Consider the following 19,805-nt stretch of genomic DNA (forward strand, 5'->3'; position numbering starts at 1 on the left):
GGCCGCCGGCGGTGCCCACCGCGGTGTCCAGTGCGGCGGAGGGGGTGGCCGGGCGGTCCGGCTCGGCGGCGGTGGCCAGTTGGACCAGACGGACCCCGGTCTCCTTGCTGCTGGTGTTCGCGAAGGCGATCAGGGACTTGGCCACCGCGTCGGCGGCGCGGGCGGCGTCGGTGCCGCGGCGGCCGGTGCCGGTGATCTCGATCACCGGGGCGTCCGGGGAGGTGGTGCCGCGGACCTGCTGCTCCAGGTCGGTCACGGAACGGCCGGTCTCGGCGACCGCCCCCACCAGGACCTGCGGCTGGCCGGCCAGCCGGCCGTACGCCTGGGCGAAGTTGACGGCCGTGGCGCTCTCGCCCGGCCCCTGCGGCACCACCACCACGTAGGAGTTGGCGGCGTAGCTCGGCGGGGAGACCACGGCGTAGCCGGCTCCCGCGACGGCGCCCAGCGGCACCGCGACGGCGATCGGCCACCAACGGCGGGCTCGGCTCAGAACGGACATTGGTTACTCCTCTTGGAATTGGCCACCCCAGGGGCGCGGGGAACTGCGCGAATCGGAAGGCGGACCAGTGCTGGATCAGGGAAGGCGAGCCAGTTGCACGTGCTGCTGTTCCCCTGCGCGCCCCCGAAGAACCTGCTCGTACGTCGCCGCCAGGCGCTCCGCGATGGCCGCGATGTCGTAGTGGCGGACGGCGTCCGGGACCGGCAGCGGGGTGCTGCGGCGGGACCAGAGCTCGCACAGGGCCGTGGTGTAGGCCGCGGCGGTCTGCGGGAGGCGGGCCGCCTCGGGGGCGGCGTCCGGGGGGAGGTCGTCGAGGGCGGGGCAGGCGCTGTGGCGGACGGGGAGCCCGGCGGCCAGGCCCTCCAGGACGGTGAGGCCGAAGGTCTCCTCGGCCGAGGGGGCGGCCAACACGTCCATGGTGGTGAGGAGTTCGGGGACGTCGCCGCGTTCGCCGGTGAGCAGCACCCGGTGCCGGACGCCGAGTTCGGCGGCCTGCCGGAGCAGGGCGTCCCGCTCGGGGCCGGCGCCGACCAGGAGCAGCCAGGGCTCCCGCAGCGCGGGGTGCTCGGCGGCCAGCCGGGTCAGTTCGGCGAGCACGGTGACCAGCAGGTCGAAGCGTTTGCCGGGCACCAGCCGCCCGACCGCGCCGATCACCCAGGCGGTCTGCGGCAGGCCGAGCTCGGCCCGGAGGTTCTGCCGCAGGGCGAGGCGGGAGGCGGTGGGCAGGGCGTACCGGGCAGCGTCGATGCCGTTGGGCAGCAGGGCCACCCGGTGCGGCGGGACGCGCCAGTCGGCCAGGGTGGCGGCGACCTGGCCGGAGACCGCGACGGTGGTGGTGCCGAGGCGTTCGGCGGCCAGGTAGAGGGACTTGACGCCCCGGGTGACGGGGCGGCCCTCGATCACGGTGGCGTGCAGCGAGTGCTCGGTGGCCAGCACGGCGCGGACCCCGGCCAGCCGGGCGGCGAGCCGGCCGTAGAGCATCGCCCGGTAGAGGTGGGTGTGCACCAGGTCGTACCGGCCGTGCCGGATCAGACCGGTGAGCCGGGGCAGCACGCCCAGGTCGCGGTTGCCGCGCATCCCCAGGTCGTGCACGGTGACGCCGTCCGCGCGCAGGGCCTCGGCCACGCTGCCGGGGTTGGTGAGGGTGGCGACCTCGCACTCGAACCGGGGCGGGAGGTGACGGACCATCAGCTCCAGCTGACGCTCGGCCCCGCCGGAGGCCAGGCCGGTGATCACGTGCAGCACCCTCACCGGACCGACCTCCGGGGGTGGCGGCGCAGGCCGGTGACCACGTCCCGGAACCGGTGGCGGCCGCGCTTGGCCCGCAGCCGCCATGCGCCGTCCCGGTCGCCCACGTAGCTCCGGGGCAGGGCGAAGCGGCCGGTGAGCCCGCTGTGCTCGATCGCGCAGGCGTAGTCGTACCCGGCGTCCCGGACCGCCAGGGTGGCCGCCAGGTCCACCGCGCCGTACGGGTAGCAGAAGCCGGTGACGGGGCCGCCGATCAGCTCCTCGACGGCCCGGCGGCTCTCCCGGGTCTGCACGGCCAGTGCCTCGGGGGGCAGGCCCGGCAGCGCCTGGTGACCGAGGCCGTGGGAGCCGATCTCCCAGCCGGCGCAGGCGAGTTCGGTCACCTGGTCGACGGTCAGCAGCTGCTTGCGCGGGCCCTCGATGTCCCAGCCGTTCTCGGTGCCGAGCAGGTCGGGCACCACGTAGGCGGTGGCGGTGAACCCGTACTGGTGCAGCACCGGGACGGCGTGCCGGGCGAAGTCGGCGTAGCCGTCGTCGAAGGTCAGGCCGACCAGCCGGTCGGCCCGGCCGGCCGAGCGGGCCCTGAGCAGCTCGCGGACGCTGACGCCGCGTCGGTTGGTGCGGTGCAGCCACTCCATCTGGGCGGCGAAGCGGTCGGGGCTGACGGTGAGGAGGTACGGGTCCTCCTCCTCGTCGGCCACCGAGTGGTACATCAGGATCCACGGGGCGGTCCGGCCGAGGCCGGCCGGGGGTTTGGGCCGGCCGGAGCGGGCCTGCGCCGGGAGACGCAGGTGCTGTGCGGAGTCAACGTCCATGGGGCTTCCCTTCAGCGGACGAAGGTTGGAGGGCCTTGGAGACGGCCAGGAGGGGGGCCCGCACCTCGGGGGAACCGAGGGCGGCGGCGAGGGCGGCGAACACGGTGAGGACGGTCAGTCCGCCCAGCAGGGTGGCCAGCAGCGGATCACCGACCAGGCCGTCGATCAGCCAGCCGAGGAGGGCGGCGCCCAGGGCCGCGGCCAGCAGCCGGGCCTGACCACCGATCACCTTCGGCACCCGCAGCGCGATCCCGCGCAGCAGCAGACCGCGCATCAGCAGCGCGGCGGTGGTGGTGATCCCGGCCGCGTTCCCGGCCGCCAGGCCGAGGCCGCCGTACCGGGGGGTGGCCGCCAGGCCGACCGCCACCGTGACGGCCAGGCCGAGCGCCATCGCGCCGACCGGGAACCAGTCCAGCCGGGTGACCCGGAAGCTCGCCGGGTCCTCGTCGGCCCGGCGGACCACCGGACGGACCGAGAAGTACGGACGGACCATCACCCCGATCAGCGCCTGGGCCGGCAGGCCGAAGCTGTAGACCCGGATCACGGCGGCGGTGGCGGCGGTGTCGTGGGCGGTGAACGCGCCGCGCTCGAACAGCAGCGCCACCACGGACGGGGCACAGGCCATCATGAACGCGGTGCCCACCAGGACCAGCGCGGTGGCCTGCCCGATGTCCTTCTCCACCCGGTCCCGGGCCGCCCCCAGGTCACCGGCGGCCAGCGCGCGGGCCACCACCGGGAAGGTCACGGTGCAGATCAGGATGGCCGCGGTCATGGCGAGTTGGGAGATCTTGGCGGCGTAGTTCAGGTGCGAGATGGTGCCCGGGGGCAGGCCCGAACCGAGGTGGCGCTCGATGAACACCTGGGACTGCCGGGTCAGGGTGAAGCCCGCCACCGGCAGCATCGCCAAGGGGATCAGCACCAGCCCGGCCGCCCCCCGGCGGGACTTGCGGCGCTTGCCCGCGCGGAGCCTCTTCAGGAACGGGCCGACGAGCACCGCCGCCATCAGCACGCTGCCGGTCGCGACCCCGATCGCGGCGGACCTGACGCCCCAGACGGTGTGGCCGGTGAGCAGCACGCCGAGGATGGCCAGGTTGTAGGCGACGTAGATGCCGGCGGGGGCGGTGAAGCTGTGGTGGGCCCGGAGGGCGGAGCCGAGGTAGCCGGCCACGCCGAACGGGAGGATGGTCAGCGCGGTGATCCGGGTGCAGGTGACGGCGAGCGCCGGGTCCGCCAGGCCGGGGGCCAGGAAGCCGACCAGCTGCGGGGCGCCGACGGCGACGGCGGCCGACAGGCTGCACAGCGCGAGCAGCAGCCAGGGCAGCGTGGCGCGGACCAACTGGCGTACCGGGTCCGGGCCGTGTGGGTGCTCCTCGCGCAGCACCAGGGCCAGGCTGAACGCCGGGACCATCAGGAAGGCCATCGCGTCCTCGATCAGCAGCGGCGCGGCGGTCTCGGGGACGGTCCAGGCGACCAGGAAGGCGTCGGTGCCCTGGTTGGCGCCGAAGTAGCGGGCCAGCAGGAGGTCGCGGAGCAGGCCGAAGGCGGAGCCGGCGGCGGTGAGCAGCGCGGTGACGCCGAAGGCCTTGGCGAGGAAGTCGCGCCGGGGCGGAGTGCTCTCCGTCCGCGGCGCGGGCACCTCCGCGACGGCCAGTTGCTGATCGGTGCTCACTTCCGCGCCGCCTCGGCCGGGAACGCCGCCCGGATCGCCACCCCGAGGATCACCGAGGTGAGCACGGTGGTGGTCCCGCCGATGTCCGCGTACAGGAAGTCGACGACCACCCAGGCGAGCAGCCCGAGCGCCGCCAGCCGCACCCCCCGCGGCACGTCTGCGGCGAGTGCTGACGCCACGTCACGTCCCGCACCGCGGAGGCAGTTGGCCAGGAGGGTCAGGAAGAGGGCGAGGTAGGCGAGGGCGCCGATCAGGCCCTGTTCGCTGAGGACCAGGAAGTACATGTTGTGGGGGGAGAGGAGGGGCTCGCGGGTGAAGCCCATCTGGGAGTCGGCGGCGTCGCTGCCGGAGGAGAGGCGGATGGGGGCGTGGCTGTCGCGGAGTTGTTGGAAGGCCTTGGGGCCGGCTCCGGTGGTGGGGTGGTCCTGCCAGATGCGGACGGCGGTGCCCCAGAGGTCGTAGCGGTCGGTCACGGACTGGTCGGGGGCGGAGGAGACCGAGCCGATGCTGGTGAGCCGGTCGGTGACGCCCGCGCCGCCGAGGCCGAGGCCGCCGATCGCGACCACGCCGAGCGCGAGGGCGAGGACCGCGCCGCGCAGCGCGAGCCGGGCGTCGGCGCGCAGCAGCAGGACGGTGACGGCGGCGGCGGTGGCGATCCAGCTGCCCCGGCTGAAGGAGACCGCGAGCGGGAAGAGCAGGAAGGCGGCGGAGGCGTAGAGGGAGAGGCGCAGGCCGCGCCGCCCGTCGGGGCCGCGCTCGCCGAGGGCCAGCGCGAGTGCGGCGATCAGCCCGAAGCTGACCACGGTGGACATCGCCATGACGTCGAGCGCGCCGAAGGTGCCGATGGCCCGGATCGGCTGCCCGGTGTAGGAGGCGCCGGTGCCGGTGAGGAACTGCTTGACGCCGACCACGCCCTGCACCAGCGCGGCCGACACCAGGGATCCGAGCACCAGTTGCTGGTCGAGCCGGTCCCGCAGGGAGCAGAGGACGGCGGCCGGCACCAGCACGAACACCTGCACCAGCCGGACGAAGCCGGTGACGCTGGCGGAGGGGTCGATGGAGTGCACGGTGGCGACCCCGGCGGCCACCACCACGGCGCCGAAGAGCAGGCAGACGGTGCGGTTCAGCGCCGGTAGCCGGCCCCGCAGGAGTGCGAGGCCGGTCACCGCGACCAGGGCCAGCGAGGCGAGGTCGGCGGCCGTGACGTGGACGGCGGCGGCGACGTCCTTCTCGCCGGTGGGGACGCAGACCAGCAGGACGGTGGCGGCCGCCAGCAGGCTGGGGCGGTGCCACAGATCCCGGCGGACGGTGAACCCGGCCGGTAACACCCGGTGGTGAGGAAGGGTCAGGGCCACCTGCTCGTTCAGCTCCCGTCCGGGTGCAGCATGATCGCGGCGGTACGGAAGAGCAGCTTGACGTCGAGCCAGAGGCTCCAGCTCTCGATGTACCGGTTGTCGAAGCGGGCCCGGTCCTCGATGGAGGTGTCGCCGCGCAGGCCGTTGACCTGGGCGAGGCCGGTGAGGCCGACCGGGACGCGGTGGCGGTCGGCGTACTCGGGGTACGCCTGGCCGAACCGCATGACGAAGTACGGGCGTTCGGGCCGCGGACCGACCAGGCTCATGTCGCCGCGGGCCACGTTCCACAGCTGCGGCAGCTCGTCCAGCGAGCTCTTGCGCAGGAAGCGGCCGACCGGGCTCATCCGGTGGTCCTGGGAGATGTTCCAGTGGGTGGCCGACTCGTGCTCGTCGGCCGGGCGCAGGGTGCGGAACTTGAGGACGGTGAAGACCCGTCCGTCCAGGCCGGTGCGCTGCTGGCGGAAGAGCACGCCCGGGCCGGTGTCCAGCCGGACGGCGAGGGCGACGGCGGCCAGCACCGGGGAGACCAGCAGCAGGCCGAAGCCGGCCGCGGTGATGTCGAGGAGACGCTTGGCGATCCAGCCGGGGCGCTGCATGGCGGGGCGGCCGACCTGGAGGCAGGGGAAGCCCCAGAGGTGGTCCTGGTCCTTGCCGCGGACCGCGCCGTACTCCCGCAGCGAGGGCACCAGCCAGACCTCGCAGCCGAGTTGGGCGGCCTTGCGCAGGCTGGCGGCGGTCTCGACGTCGTCGGTGGTGCTGTCGGTGGCGATCACGTGCCGGATGCGGTGACGGCGGATCACCCGGCCGATCTCCTCCCGGCTGCCGAGCACCGGGAGCTTGGCGTCCTCGGCCAGCAGCACCGGCTCGGAGTGCAGGAAGCCGACCGGGCTGAGGCCGTAGTCGGGGTGCTCGGCCAGGGCGGCGGCCACCTTCTGGCCGTGCTGGCCGGCGCCGAGCACCAGGGTGGGGCTCGGCCGGCGGCGGCGGCCGCGGCGGAGCAGCCGGTAGACCAGGGCGCGGCCGACGGCGGCGGCGGGGAGGAAGACGGCCAGCAGCGCGAGCAGCCGCAGCGGGGAGGCCGGGCTGTCGGGCCAGCCCTCCAGGCAGGCGGCCAGGGTGACCGCGAAGGCGGTGGCGACGGTGGCCCGGGCGGCCAGCGCGGGGAACTCGTCCAGGGCGGAGAGCGTGAGGCGGCTGCGGTAGAGGCCGCCGGCCAGGTTGAGCGCGAGCAGGAAGGGCAGCACCGCGGCGGCCGCGTGCAGCGGGTCGGTGAGTGCGATGGCGACGCCCAGGGCCAGGCTGTCCACGGTGACCAGGGCTGTCGGGCGGACGATCCGGAACGGGGCCCGGCGGCGGTACCGGCGGCCGATCGGCGGGGCGGACCGGGAGGTGGCCGGGCGTCGTGGCGGTCGCCGCTCCAGGAGCTCGGTGGCGACCCGGCGGGAGGGGGACGGCACCGGGTGGTGGCCCGGCCGTGGCACACTCTCGTGGTCAATGGTCATCAGCGCACGAACTCCCCTGCTGTGTACCCGCCTTGACGGGACACCCGGACCCGAGTCGGACCGACGAGGTAATCCCGGCCGACGGATGCGGTCCAGGTAGCGCCTGCTGCCACGGGCGGCTATTCGGGTATTTCCGAGTATGGTGCTCAGAAATGACAGCGAAGCAGGCAAAATCAGACAATACCGAACGCTGGCTTGGTTCCCGGAAGCTGACTTGCCATTTCATTCCACCCGCCCATTAATAAGACTTTCGGATTTTGAATCCTCGGTCGCCCGGTCGAGATGCGAACACGGCAGCACCCTCGCGGCGAGCATTCACGGTTTGAGAAACGATCAGAACCGCCCGGGGACACGGGTGTCGGGCCCCTCGGCGAGCCGCTGCGCGGGGACCTCCTCCCGAAGGAGGTTTCGATAGAGGTCCCCCACCTGCCGGACCACCCCTCGGACATCGTGATGATCGGACATTCGTTCCCGGGCGAGCAGACCGAGGCGTTCGCATTCGATCGGATCCCGCAGCGCGCGCACGACCAGTCGGGCGAGCGCGGCCGGATCCTCCGGGGGCACCAGCCCGTGCGGGAGCAGCTCCGGCGGCAGGCATTCGCGCGCGCCGGGCACGTCCGCCAGCAGCACCGGACGGGCGGTGGCCATCGCCTCCAGCGGGGCCAGCGCCATCCCCTCCCAGCGCGAGGGCAGCACCACCAGGTCGGCGGCGGCCAGCCAGGGCCGCGGGTCGGAGACGTCCCCGGCCAGCCGGACGGAGGATGGCTCGGGCAGCTCGCGGACGGCGTCGGCCAGCGCGTTGGCGTCCGGGCCGCCGCCGACCAGGGCCAGCCTCGCCTGCGGCAGCGCGGAGGTGACGGCGGGCCAGGCGGCCAGCAGCACGTCCTGGCCCTTCTGCCGGCAGAGCCGTCCGACGCAGACCGCCAGCGGCGCGGCCGGGTCCAGGCCGAGCGACATCCGGGCGGCCCGGCGGGCCGCCGAGTCGGCGGGGGCGTGGTGGCGCAGGTCGACGCCGTTCGGCACCACCCGCCAACGGGCCGTCAGACCGGCCGCCTCACCGTCGGCACGCTCCTGCCCGCTGACGCAGAGCACCGCGTGCGACCACCGGCGGGCGGCCAGCCGCTCCCAGCTCAGGCTCGCCGCGGCCACCGGGCCGGTGACGGCGGCGAACGACCAGGCGTGCGGCTGGAAGACGGTGGGCACCGAGCCGCGCACCGCGAGGCGGCCGGCCAGTCCGGCCTTGGCACTGTGCAGGTGCAGCACGTCGGGGTTGGTGCCGCGGACGATCCGGCGCAGCCGCCAGGCCTCCCCCGCGGTCCCCGGCCCTGGCGAACGCCCGGCCTCCCAGTCCAGCACCAGCGCCCCGGCGGCGGCCGCCTCGGCGGCCAGCCTGCCCTCGGGCGGACAGGCCACCAACACCCGGCAGCCGGCCTCGCGCTGACCTCGGACCAGGTCCACCACGACGCGGGCGACGCCGCCGTCGACGGGCTGGGAGACGTGAAGGATAGTCATCGGCACGGCGGCGAGCCTAGGTTCGCCGCCGCCCCGGGCCGGGGCACCATCACCCGTACCGGTGACAACGACCACTCGTACGGGGAACCCCCGGGCCGCCGTCTGCGGACCAAGGTGGTCACACCGGGGGCGCGGGGAACTGCGCGCCGGGGAACGGCACCACGTGCAACTGGCTCGCCTGCCCCGACCTGACGCCGAGCCGCCTTCCGTACTCGCGCAGTTCCCCGCGCCCCTGGGCCTTCGGCCCCGAGGCGCTGCCCTGCCGGGCCGGGTGGGTCAGGCCGTTTCGGTGGCGAGCTTGACCAGGATCTGGTCGTGGATGCGGTTGAGGCCCTTGGGCGCGAAGGTGCGCTCGAAGAAGCCTCCGATGCCGGTGGCTCCGGTCCAGGTGGCCCGGACGGTGACCTTGCTGCCGGTGCCCTCGGGGGTGACCGTCCAGGTGATCACCATCGAGGAGTTGGCGTCGGTCTCGACCAGGGTGCGCCCGACCGGCTCGGTGACGGTGAACAGGCAGTCCCGGACCCGCTTCTCGGTGGCCTGGAGCTTCCAGTGCACCTGCGTCCCGGCCCCGCGCCCGCCCGCCCGCACCTCGTACTCGCTGTACTGCTCGGGCAGCAGCTTCGGCCGGATCACCGCGTAGTCGGCGAGCGCCTCGAACACGCGGTCCGGAGCCGCCCCGGGGAGGACCCGCTCGGTGGTGGCCTGCACCTGTCCCATCTCTGTACTCTCCTCTACCGTTCCCTCGCACAGCAGCGGTACCGCCGCCGGCCCAAGCCAATCACAGCGGACAGCGGGATAGGCTGGCCGGTGTGCTGACCGAGGTGACCGCTCTCCGCTACCTGGACCCGCTGCGCGCCGGAGGCTCCGTGCCCGGCATCGTCGAGACCGACGACCTGGGGACCTACGTGGTCAAGTTCGCCGGGGCGGCGCAGGGGCACAAGGCGCTGGTGGCCGAGGTGATCGTGGGCGAGCTGGCCCGCCGGCTCGGCCTGCGGGTGCCGGAGCTGGTGCTGGTGGACTTCGACCCGGCGGTCGCCGCGCACGAGCCGGACCAGGAGATCCAGGACATCCTGCGGGCCAGCGCCGGACGCAACCTGGGCATGGACTACCTGCCCGGCGCCCGGGACTTCAAGGACGGCCTGCTGGAGGTCGACCCGGTGGAGGCCGGCCGGATCGTCTGGCTGGACGCCCTCACCGCCAACGTGGACCGCAGCTACCGCAACCCCAACCTGATGGTCTGGCACGGCAGGCTCTGGCTGATCGACAACGGCGCCGGCCTGGTCTTCCACCACCGCTGGTCCGGCGCGGCGGCCTCGCTGCTCAAGCGCTACGACCTCAGCGAGCACGCGCTCGGCCGGTACGCGCCGGACGTGAAGGCGGCCGACGCGGCGCTGGCCCCGCTGGTCACCCCGGAGCTGCTGCGCGAGGTGGTCGCCCTGGTGCCGGACGAGTGGCTGGCGGACGAGCCCGGGTTCGACTCCACCGGGCAGCTGCGCGAGGCGTACGTCTCCCAACTGGCCGCCCGGGCGGCCGAGTCGGCGGCCTGGCTGCCGGAGGACTTCCCCAGCCCGGAGCAGCTGGCGCGCACCGCCGCGTCCCGGGCCGCCGCCACCCGGGCGGGCCGCCCGGCCTGGCTGCAGGACGTCCCGGACCTGAGCGGCAAGCCGCAGACCCGCTGACCCGCCCGACTGACGGACCGTCACGGCCCCGCCCCCGTGGAGCAGGGGCGGGGCCGTGACGGCGGCGGTCAGCCGAAGAGCTCGCCGTAGGTGGCCATCGCGGTGGCGACGTCCGCCTGGGCCCAGAACCGGTGGTAGCTGAAGACCGGGGCCGGGCCGCCGTCCAGGTAGGCCTGGACCTTGGCGAAGTCGGGGTCGTTCCTGTAGAAGGAGCGGATCGACAGGAAGGTCGAACTGCCGTTCACCGGGTCACCGTTGGGCATGGTGCCGGTCCAGCCGGAGGGCACCGAGACGGCGTCCTTGAAGCGGCTGTAGTCCGTCCGGGTCTCCGGCACCGAGACGCCCTTGGCGTCCTGGTGGTTGCTCCACATGCCGTCCAGCAGCTTCTGCGCCGCCGACTTGGCCGCCGCGTTGCCGGACTTGGCCGCGTAGTAGGAGAGCAGCTTGGCGTAGGACCCGGCCACCCCGACGTCGTTGGTGTAGTCGACGACGCTCACGTGCAGTCCGGTGTTGGCGCCGGGCGCGGCGGAGTTCCAGGTGTCGGGCTTGCCGCTCCAGGCCAGCGTGGACGGGATCTGGTAGGTGCCGTTGGCGTTGAAGGTGGTCTTGCTCAGCGCCCAGGTGACCCACTTGTCCAGGACGGCCTTGGCCTTGGCGTCACCGCTGGAGTAGTAGTACTCGGCGAGCCGCTCCAGACCCCAGGTCTGGAAGCCGAACCACTGGTTGCTCGGCGGGTCGTGGTAGACCGGCTTCTCGTCGTAGAACATCCCGTAGAAGGTCGGGGTGCCCGCGGGCGGGGTGGCGTAGCTGCCCTCCCAGCTGTTGGTGGCACCGCCGGAGATGGCGCCCTCGCTGGACTGCAGCCACTGGAGGAACTCGACCTGCCTGGTCAGGCTGGTGGCCCAGTCCGCCTTGCCGGTGGCCGACTTGGGGGCCAGCGCCGGGTCGTTCGCCAGCGCGTAGGCCGCCATCGGGTTCTGGTAGCCGCCGTGCGCGGCGCCGTCGCCGATCCGCCAGGACCAGCCCGCCGAGGTGTCGTAGGCACCGCCCCAGGCGTAGTACCAGGAGAGCAGGTAGTGCGAGGAGTCCTTGCCGGTACCGGCCGCGCAGGTGGAGGCGCCGACGCAGTTCCCGATCTTCTTGAAGTACTTGTCGAAGAACGAGTAGCGCAGGTAGTCACCCATCTTGCCGGCCTTGGCGACGGTGGCCGAGACCTGGCTGCCGTTGCCCTGGGCCTTGGCCCAGGTGTCGGCCCAGTAGGCGGCCTGGACGGCGCGCGCGTCGGCGTCCGGGGCGTCGGTGAACTTCCACTGCTTGGCGTAGGAGTTGTCCTTGACGAACAGGTCCAGGTAGCCGTTCTTGCCGCCGTAGGCGAACTTGTCGCAGGTCGGCTGCGGAATGGTCTCCCAGACCGACTCCTGCGAGCCGCGCTGGTAGGTGTTGATGTAGGACGGTCCGGTGTCGCTCGGCCCGGCCTCGCACTTGCCCGGCGCGTTGCCGTAGCCGTAGACGTTGTCGACGTCCTGGAGCCAGTGCATGCCGTAGATGTCGCTGGTCCCGTAGGCGCCGGCCAGTTCGGCCGCGATCGGGTCCTGACCCGCCGTCACCGAGGTGTTCAGCGGCGCCGGGTAGTCACTCGGGAGCGGCATCTCGGGCGCGTAGGTGGCGGGCTTGGAGGCGTTGTAGGAGCCGTTGGTCGGCTGGTCCGCGTGGGTGGGGATCATGTACGTCTCCATGAGCGTCCACGCCGCGTTGAACTTGGACCAGTCCTTGGTGATCCGGCCGTACTGCGCCTGGAGCCAGATCAGGTAGCTGTACGCCTCCGAGGTGGTCTGGTGGCCGTGGTCCGGGGCCTCGACCAGCAGGGTCTCCACCGAGTGGTAGGGGATGCCCTCGGGCGAGAAGTACCCGTTGGCCGGGTCCATGAGCTTGCCGTGCAGCTGGAGGAAGCGGTCGTTGTAGACGCCCGTCCCGGCGGCCAGCTCGGTCACCGTGACGGTGGCGGCGGTGTGGCCGGCGGCGCTCACGGTGAAGGTCGCCGCGCCGGTGGAGGCGGCGTCGGCGGCGATGCCGACGGTCTGCGCGGTGGCCCAGTTGGCCGGGGTGAAGGTCAGCGAGGCACCGGTGCTGACGGACAGTCCGGTGTTGCCCGTGGTGCGGGCGGTGGTCACCGTGACGTTGGCGGCGGGCTGGGCGGAGAGCTTGACCGCGATGCTGCCGGTGCCGCCCTGGGTCACCGAGAGGGCGGCCGGGGTGGCGCTCACCGACGGTCCGGCGGCCACCGTGATCCCGGCCGGGGCGGACTCGCTGCTCGCTCCGGTGGAGTCGTACGCCTTGGCGTAGACCGAGTGGCTGCCGGAGGCGGCGCCGGTCCAGCTGTAGGAGTACGGCGCGGTGGTGTCGGTGCCGAGCAGGGTGGTGTTGTCGTAGAACTCCACCTTGCCGATCGTCGCCCCGTCGCTCGCGGTGGCGGTGGCGGCCAGCGGGACGGCGGCACCGGCGGCGTAACTCGCCCCGGGGGCCGGGCTGGTGAGCGTGGTGACCGGGGGCTGGTGGGCGCCGGCGCAGGTGGTGCCGTTGACGGTGAACGCCGTGGGGGTGGTGTTGGTGCCGCTGTAGCTGAAGTTGGCTCCCGCCGAGGCGCTGCCGCCGGCCGGGATGGAGGTGGCCCAGGACGGCGCGGTGACGGTGATGTTCTTGCCGCTCTGGGTCCAGGTGCCGTTCCAGCCGGAGCCGGAGACGGTCTGGTTGCCGGCGTAGGAGTAGCCGAGGGTCCAGCCGTCGATGGCGGCGGTGCCGACGTTGTTGATCTTGACGTTGACGGTGAAGCCGGAACCCCAGTCGTTGGGGATCGTGTACTCCACGCCGCACTGGACGGCGGCGGCCGAGGCCGGGGCGGCGACGGCGGTGGAGAGCCCGGCCGCGAGCAGCGCCAGGGCCGCACCGAGTGCGGGCAGACGGGTGCTGCGGGAGGTGGGGGGTGACATCTGTCGACTCCTGCGGGTGGGGGATGAGGAGGACGGAACTGTGGGAGCGCTCCCAAGAATCGGGAGACGCAGACGGAGTGTCAAGAGACTGCGCAGCAAGGGGTGTTGGCAACCCGGGGCGAGCTGGCTATCTTTCAGGGCGGGCCCGTGGGAGCGCGCCCAGCACTCCGTCAGTTCACCCGGACCGACCGGCATGTGGGGGCGGACAGAAAAGCAGGCCGGGGGCCGCTCCGCCGTCGCGGTGCGGCCCCCGGCCACCGAGGCCCGGGCGCGTCAGCCTCCGTTGATGAACCGCTGGGCCTCGGACCAGACCGCGCGAGCGGCCTGGCGTCCTACATGGGTAGCCGGCCATGACCACCGCGGAGCCGGAGGCACCGGTCACGGGGGCGGCCGTCACGAGCCGGGGCTCACTCCGGCCAGTCGGACCGCAGGATGACCTCGACGAAGTCCGGACGGACGAAGTCGGGGTCGAAGTGCGCCAGCACGTCGGCCTTGATGTTGCCGAAGGTGGTGGCGGGGCGAGGGGCGATGCCCTCGTTGAAGGCGGCCAGGATCTGCCGCTTGAAGTCCGGCCGGGGGTGGGCGGCGGTGACCGCCGCGCGGACCTCGTCGGAGACGTCGTGGTAGCCGATGCCGAGCACGTCGAGCTCCACGCCGGCCGTGACCAGGGCCACCTCGGGAGCCATGTACGCGGGGATCTCGGGGGTGGTGTGCAGGGCGATGCCCTCCCAGACCAGGCGGGCGCCCTCCTCCGGGACGCCGTGCCCGAGCAGGAACGCGCGGGCCTCGTCGGCGCCGTCGATCTCGAACCGGCGGCCCGAGCCGCGGAACCGCTCGGAGAGCCCGAGGTCGTGGAAGAGCGCGCCGACGTAGAGGAGTTCGCGGTCGACGGTGAGGCCGCGGCGCTCGCCCTGCAGGGCGCCCCAGAGGAAGACCCGGCGGGAGTGGTGGAACACCAGGTCGGTGGTGGCCTCGCGGACCAGCTCGGTCGCCTCGTTGGCGATCTTGCTGTCCGGGATCTCGATGCCGGCGATCTGAACGGCCATCAGGTGGCTCCAGGCAAGTGGTCGGTGAGGGGGTCGCCCGGCGTGGCGGGGCTCAGCGGGCAGTGGCGGCTACCACCAGTAGCTCGGGTACTTCGCCGTCTTGCCGCTGCGCCCGGCGATCATGCCGACCACCACCAGGACCACGGTGGCGAGGGCCAGCAGGGCAAGGAACTTCACCGTGTGGGGCTGGGTGAGCACCACGATCACGGCGGTCGCGGCGGCGGGCGAGTGCGGCGTACGGGCCAGCATCATCGCGCCGAGCGCCAGACCACCGGCCACCCCGGCCGCCCACATCGAGTGACCGGCCACGGCCAGCACCACGAAGCCGACCAGCGCGGAGATCAGCTGACCGCCGATCACGCTGCGCGGCTGGGAGAGCGGCAGCGCGGGCGCGCCGAAGACCAGCGCGGCGCTGGCCGCCAGCGGCGGGATCAGCACGGTCTGGTGCAGCGCGACGCCGATCGCGACCAGCGCGACCAGGGCCGCCACCGATCCGAGGGTGCCGACGCCGATGGCGGAGAAGGCGGGGCGGGCCGGGGCCTTGCTGGCGAACGGGCTCGGCTTGGCCGCCGGCCGGGCCGCGGACGGCGCCGCCGCGGGCGGGGCGGAGAGGTTGGTCATGAGGACTCCCTCGGATTCGTCGCGAGACGCTACTAATGCCTTTTCAGCATGCTACACATTAGCTGGAGGGCGGACTTCGCGCTTCCTCCGGGACCGGAACCGGACACGGCGGGCGGAAAGGCATGATGGGCTCATGAGCAGCACGACTCGGCAGCGCGGCACCCGGACGGCGACGGACCGACTGCCCCTCACCGGCGAACCGCTCGCACTCGACCTTGTCAACACGACCTACGTCCACGGCGGCACCCGGGGCATCCTGATGGACGCCCTGACCGAGCCGGCCGAGCTGGACGACTGGCTGCGCACCTGCCTGCCCCGGCTCGGCGAGCGGCTGCACCCCGGCCTGGCGGCGCTGCTCGACGACCTGCCGGCCGACTCCGCCCACCTGGACCGCTACCGGGAGCTGCGCGCGGCTCTGCGCGAGCTCTCGGCCGCCCTGGTGGCCGGTGCCGTTCCGTCCCACCCGGCCCTGGCCACGGTGAACCGGACCGCCCGACTGGCCGCCGGATGGCTGGAGTTCGCGCCCGACGGCAGCGGGGCGACGGCCCGCTGGACCGAACCGGACCTGCGGCTGGTCGCCCTGGGCGAGATCGCCGCCGCCGGCGTCGAGCTGCTCACCGGCCCCGCCGCGGAGCAGGTCCGGGCCTGTCCGGCGCCGGGCTGCATCCTGTACTTCGTCCGGAGCCACGCGCGGCGGGAGTGGTGCACCACCACCTGCGGGAACCGGGTACGGGTCGCCAGGCACAGCAGGCGGCTGCGTGCGCCGGCCGACCCTACGGTCTGATGCCTCTGCGGCCCATGGCGCCCTCTCCTCGACTCCGGGTGCGGTCGTTCCTTCACCAACGACATTAGGGAGCCGTCCCTCGGTGCGGCCAGGACAGCACCCGGTCTCCGTCAGCTGTGGACACGGACGGGCGATTACCGGGAGGTAGGTCCGGCGACGGGGCGTCAGATCCGCTAGTGCCGTGCCCGGCACTAGGACGGCGGTCAGTACCGCCCGACGGTGGCCCCGATGACCTCCTCCGGGGCGCGGTCGGCGAACAGCTCCGCCTCGGCCTGACGGACCGCCAGCACCGCCGCGTGCAGCTGGGCGCCGAGCGCCTCGCGGAGCACCATCGAGGTCTCGAAGGCGTCCGCCGTCTCGGCCAGGCTCGCGGGCAGCCGCTCCACCGTGCCGAGCTCGGCCGGGTCGCCGCTCACCTCGCCGGGCAGCGGCTTGCCCGCGTCCAGCCCGTCCAGCCCGGCCGCGATCACCCCGCCGACCAGCAGGTAGGGGTTGGCGGTGGCGTCGAAGCACTTCACCTCGGCGTTGGCCTGCCCCGCGGTGGAGCCGGTGATCAGCCGCAGCGCCGCCTCCCGGTTCTCCAGCCCCCAGCAGCGGTACGGGCCGGACCAGCGGGAGGGCCGCAGCCGCAGGTAGCTGGCGGCGCTCGGGGCGCCGAGGGCGAGCAGGGCCGGGAGGTGGTCGAGCACCCCGGCCAGGAACTGCTCGGCGGCGGGGTGCAGGCCGTACGGGCCGGGGCCGCCGGTGGCCAGGTTGCGGCCGTCCCGCCAGAGGCTGAGGTGCAGGTGGCCGCCGTTGCCCACGCCCTCCGGGGTGAGCGCGGGCGCGAGGCTGGCCCGCAGGCCGTGCCGGGCCGAGACGGCCCGGATGGTGTGGCGCACCAGCACGGTGGTGTCGGCGGTGCCGAGCGGCCCGTCCGGGGCGACCGAGACCTCGAACTGGCCCGGCGCGTACTCGGGGTGGAGCTGGAGCACCGTCAACTGCTGTTCGCCCAGCGCCCGCAGCAGGTCCCGCAGGTAGTCGGAGAAGTCGGCGAAGCGGTGCATCCCGTACGCGGGCGCGGTGGTGGCCGGGGCTCCGGTGGCGTCGGTGACAACCCACTCCACCTCGATGCCGGTGCTCAGGGCCAGCCCGCGGCGGGCGGCGGCCTCCACCATCCGGGCGGCGAACCGGCGTTGGCAGCCCGGGTGCGGGGTGCCGTCCTGGGCGTACCGGTCGGCCGGGGCCCAGGCCCAGCCGGGCTGGGCGGCCAGCGGCACCAGCCGCTCCAGGTCGGGGATCAGCCGCAGGTCGCCGTCGGGGCCACGGGTGAAGGGGCTGGAGGTGACCGAGTCGTCCAGCAGGAAGACGTCGAAGCAGGGCGCCGCCCCCACTCCCCACTCGGCGGCGTGCTCCAACTGCCCGACCGGGAAGGTCTTCACCCGGCCGATCCCGGAGTTGTCCACCCAGCTGACGGCCACTCCGTCCACGCCCTGGGCGGTCAACCGGGAGGCGACGAGGCGGGCCCGGGCGGCGCGCTCGGCGCGCGACGGTGCGCTGTTCATGCCGCCCATGCTGCCCGCGCGCGGGCCGGGCGCCGGGCCCGTGTCACTCGCCCGGCGGTGCGGTGCCACTCCATCGGGTAGCCGCCCGGTCACAGCTGCCGGTGTCCTGTCAAGAAGTGCGACGGCGAACATGACGCAGGTCACACCGCCGCTCGAAATATCCGGGGACAAGCTCCCCGTTTGACGCTATGTTCTGAACATCCGGGGAATCCGTCCCCGGTAACGGGGTCGGAGAGGAGTTGGACCGATGACAGCCACCGCCACCAAGGCGAGCGCACCACGACTGCGGGCCGACGCCTCCCGCAACCGGGAGCGGATCGTCAACGCGGCCCGGGAGGCCCTCGTCGAGCTGGGGCCGGACGTCCCGCTCGACGAGATCGCCCGCCGGGCCGGGGTGGGGAACGCGACCGTCTACCGGAACTTCACGGACCGGCGCGAGCTGGTCCACCACGTCGCCTGCTCGGTGATGCGCCGCGTCTCCGAGCACGCCCGGGCCGCCATGGCCGAGGAGGTCGACGCCTTCCAGGCCGTGGTGCGCTTCACCCTGGCCGCGGCCGAGGAGCAGATCAGCGCGCTCTGCCCGCTGGTCAGCGAGCACGCCGATCCGGACCATCCCGAACTGGCCGAAGCGGGCGCCGAGTTGACGGCGCTGGTGACCGAGGTGATCACCCGGGCCCAGCAGGCCGGGGTGTTCCGCACCGATGTCGGTGTCGGCGACTACCTTGTCGCCGTGACCCAGCTGACCAGGCCGCTGCCGGGCACCGGCTGCCTCACGGCGGAGGGCTGGTCCCGCCGCCACCTGCTGCTCCTGCTGGACGGCATGCGGGCCCCGGCCCGCTCCGAACTGCCCGGCCGTCCCGCGGCCATGGAGGACCTCAAGCGCCCGAAGCACTGACGTTCCGTCGGAAACCCGCGCCCGGCAGAGCCCGAGCGCGTCCCGTGACTTCTTCCGAGCACACCGCTCGTCTCTCGCACGCTCTCGCACCTAAGTGGGTACACCCTTGTCCGGAACCAACACGGCGCCCGACCCGCGTCGTTGGCAAGCCCTGGTCTTCATCGGCCTGGCCCAGCTGATGGTGGTGCTCGACGCCACCGTCGTGAACATCGCCCTGCCCTCCGCCCAGACCGCCCTGCACATCTCCGACGGCAACCGCCAGTGGGTCATCACGGCCTACGCGCTGGCCTTCGGCTCGCTGCTGCTCTTCGGCGGCCGGATCGCCGACCTCTGGGGCCGCCGCCGCACCTTCATCGTCGGCCTGATCGGCTTCGCGCTGGCCTCCGCGCTCGGCGGCGCCGCGGTCAACACCGCCATGCTGCTCGGTGCCCGCGCCCTCCAGGGCGTCTTCGGCGCCCTGCTCGCCCCGGCCGCGCTCTCCCTGCTCGCGGTGATGTTCACCTCCGGCCAGGAGCGCGCCAAGGCCTTCGGCATCTACGGCGCCATCGCCGGCGGTGGCGGTGCCATCGGCCTGATCCTCGGCGGCCTGCTCACCGAGTACATGAACTGGCGCTGGACCTTCTACGTCAACATCCCGTTCGCCCTGGCCGCCATAGCCGGCGCCGTGATGGTGATCCGCGAGCCCGCCGAGGGCCGCAACCGCAACAAGCTCGACGTGCCCGGCGTGCTGCTGGTCACCTCCGGCCTGGTCGCGCTGGTCTACGGCTTCACCAAGGCCGAGTCGTCCGGCTGGGGCTCCGGGGTGACGATCGGTCTGTTCGTCGCCGCCGCCGTGCTGCTGGCCGCCTTCGTCCTGGTCGAGAGCAAGGTCAAGGCCCCGCTGCTGCCGCTGCGCGTGGTCACCGAGCGGAACCGGGCCGGCGTCTACGCCTCGCTCGGTGTCGCGATCATCGGGATGTTCGGCCTGTTCCTCTTCCTGACCTACTACCTGCAGGTCGTGCTGAAGTACTCGCCGATCACCACCGGTCTGGCCTTCCTGCCGATGGTGGCGGGCATGATCACCGGCTCCACCCAGATCGGCGCCCGCCTGATGACCCGGGTGCCGCCGCGGATGCTGATGGTGCCGGGCTTCCTGCTCGCCTCGGCCGGTCTGCTGATCCTCACCCAGATCGACGTCGACTCCTCGTACCCGGCGCTGATCCTGCCCGGCCTGGTGCTGATGGGCCTCGGCATGGGCACCTCTTTCATGCCGGCCATGAGCCTGTCCACCCACGGCGTCGAGCCGCGGGACGCGGGCGTGGCCTCGGCCATGGTCAACACCTCGCAGCAGGTCGGCGGCGCCATCGGCACCGCGCTGCTGAACACCATCGCGGCCAGCGCCACCACGGCCTGGCTCAAGGACCACGTCTCCGAGGCCCAGGCCAACCCGCAGGCCTACGGCCTGGGCGGCATGGTGCACGGCTTCCAGACCGCCATCTGGTGGTCCTTCGGGATCATGGTGCTGGCCGCCGCGATCGCCGGCGTCCTGATCAACACCGGCAAGCCGGAGGCCCCGGCCGACGGTGCCGCCCAGGACGACGCCGTCCCGGTGCTGGTGCACTGATCCTAATCCGACGCTGACCTGACGCAGCGCCAGGGCCCCGCCTCCC

The 19,805-nt window shown here is 73.3% G+C and carries 16 protein-coding genes; 4 read left to right on the top strand and 12 right to left on the bottom strand.

Annotation, left to right across the window (positions count from 1 at the left end; all coding sequences use genetic code 11):
• The 8 genes from ACZ6ZR_RS35410 to ACZ6ZR_RS35445 form a co-directional block, all read right to left on the bottom strand.
• Nucleotides 1-499, bottom strand: a 499-nt coding sequence (locus ACZ6ZR_RS35410; protein WP_465649589.1) for a YveK family protein, incomplete at its 3' end; no start/stop codon positions are given.
• 75 nt (nt 500-574) lie between these two features.
• Complete coding sequence (locus tag ACZ6ZR_RS35415; protein ID WP_465649591.1) at nt 575-1,750, bottom strand: glycosyltransferase; 1,176 nt, start codon at nt 1,748-1,750, stop codon at nt 575-577.
• Nucleotides 1,747-2,562 (bottom strand): polysaccharide deacetylase family protein, encoded by an 816-nt coding sequence (locus ACZ6ZR_RS35420; RefSeq protein ID WP_465649593.1) that lies wholly within the window; start codon nt 2,560-2,562, stop codon nt 1,747-1,749. The genes ACZ6ZR_RS35415 and ACZ6ZR_RS35420 overlap by 4 nt, the downstream gene beginning before the upstream one ends.
• A complete protein-coding gene (locus tag ACZ6ZR_RS35425) occupies nt 2,552-4,231 on the bottom strand; it encodes a lipid II flippase MurJ (RefSeq protein WP_465649595.1) in 1,680 nt (559 codons plus the stop codon). Before ACZ6ZR_RS35425 ends, ACZ6ZR_RS35420 begins: the two co-directional genes overlap by 11 nt.
• On the bottom strand, nt 4,228-5,559 hold the full coding sequence (locus ACZ6ZR_RS35430) for an O-antigen ligase family protein (protein WP_465649597.1): 1,332 nt from the start codon (nt 5,557-5,559) through the stop codon (nt 4,228-4,230). The genes ACZ6ZR_RS35425 and ACZ6ZR_RS35430 overlap by 4 nt, the downstream gene beginning before the upstream one ends.
• Before the next feature lie 35 nt (nt 5,560-5,594).
• Complete coding sequence (locus ACZ6ZR_RS35435) at nt 5,595-7,088, bottom strand: sugar transferase (protein ID WP_465649599.1); 1,494 nt, start codon at nt 7,086-7,088, stop codon at nt 5,595-5,597.
• 333 nt (nt 7,089-7,421) lie between these two features.
• On the bottom strand, nt 7,422-8,600 hold the full coding sequence (locus tag ACZ6ZR_RS35440) for a glycosyltransferase (RefSeq protein WP_465649601.1): 1,179 nt from the start codon (nt 8,598-8,600) through the stop codon (nt 7,422-7,424).
• A 276-nt stretch (nt 8,601-8,876) separates the two neighbouring features.
• On the bottom strand, nt 8,877-9,317 hold the full coding sequence (locus tag ACZ6ZR_RS35445; protein WP_465649603.1) for an SRPBCC family protein: 441 nt from the start codon (nt 9,315-9,317) through the stop codon (nt 8,877-8,879).
• Between the two features lie 92 nt (nt 9,318-9,409).
• Between ACZ6ZR_RS35445 and ACZ6ZR_RS35450 the strand changes: the two genes are divergently transcribed.
• Nucleotides 9,410-10,279 carry a HipA family kinase gene (locus ACZ6ZR_RS35450; protein WP_465649605.1) on the top strand — a complete coding sequence of 290 codons (870 nt, stop codon included), beginning with the start codon at nt 9,410-9,412 and terminating at the stop codon, nt 10,277-10,279.
• 68 nt (nt 10,280-10,347) lie between these two features.
• Here the strand turns inward: ACZ6ZR_RS35450 and ACZ6ZR_RS35455 are convergent, their stop codons facing one another.
• The 3 genes from ACZ6ZR_RS35455 to ACZ6ZR_RS35465 form a co-directional block, all read right to left on the bottom strand.
• A complete protein-coding gene (locus ACZ6ZR_RS35455) occupies nt 10,348-13,266 on the bottom strand; it encodes a glycoside hydrolase family 48 protein (RefSeq protein WP_465649607.1) in 2,919 nt (972 codons plus the stop codon).
• Nucleotides 13,267-13,673: 407 nt separating this feature from the next.
• On the bottom strand, nt 13,674-14,312 hold the full coding sequence (locus ACZ6ZR_RS35460; RefSeq protein ID WP_465649609.1) for an HD domain-containing protein: 639 nt from the start codon (nt 14,310-14,312) through the stop codon (nt 13,674-13,676).
• Nucleotides 14,313-14,381: 69 nt separating this feature from the next.
• The gene (locus ACZ6ZR_RS35465; RefSeq protein WP_465649611.1) at nt 14,382-14,933 is read right to left on the bottom strand and encodes an HPP family protein; all 552 of its coding nucleotides are present in this window, start codon (nt 14,931-14,933) and stop codon (nt 14,382-14,384) included.
• Nucleotides 14,934-15,066: 133 nt separating this feature from the next.
• Between ACZ6ZR_RS35465 and ACZ6ZR_RS35470 the strand changes: the two genes are divergently transcribed.
• Nucleotides 15,067-15,717 carry a CGNR zinc finger domain-containing protein gene (locus tag ACZ6ZR_RS35470; RefSeq protein WP_465649612.1) on the top strand — a complete coding sequence of 217 codons (651 nt, stop codon included), beginning with the start codon at nt 15,067-15,069 and terminating at the stop codon, nt 15,715-15,717.
• Nucleotides 15,718-15,920: 203 nt separating this feature from the next.
• On the opposite strand, the gene ACZ6ZR_RS35475 is transcribed toward ACZ6ZR_RS35470, so the two are convergent.
• On the bottom strand, nt 15,921-17,261 hold the full coding sequence (locus ACZ6ZR_RS35475) for a type I glutamate--ammonia ligase (RefSeq protein WP_465649614.1): 1,341 nt from the start codon (nt 17,259-17,261) through the stop codon (nt 15,921-15,923).
• A 247-nt stretch (nt 17,262-17,508) separates the two neighbouring features.
• On the opposite strand from ACZ6ZR_RS35475, the gene ACZ6ZR_RS35480 reads away from it, so the two are divergent.
• Both ACZ6ZR_RS35480 and ACZ6ZR_RS35485 read left to right on the top strand, forming a co-directional pair.
• A complete protein-coding gene (locus ACZ6ZR_RS35480) occupies nt 17,509-18,156 on the top strand; it encodes a TetR/AcrR family transcriptional regulator (protein ID WP_465649616.1) in 648 nt (215 codons plus the stop codon).
• A 106-nt stretch (nt 18,157-18,262) separates the two neighbouring features.
• The gene (locus ACZ6ZR_RS35485; RefSeq protein WP_465649618.1) at nt 18,263-19,759 is read left to right on the top strand and encodes an MFS transporter; all 1,497 of its coding nucleotides are present in this window, start codon (nt 18,263-18,265) and stop codon (nt 19,757-19,759) included.
• Nucleotides 19,760-19,805: the final 46 nt, after the last annotated feature.

The organism is Kitasatospora sp. NPDC088742, from assembly GCF_055584905.1.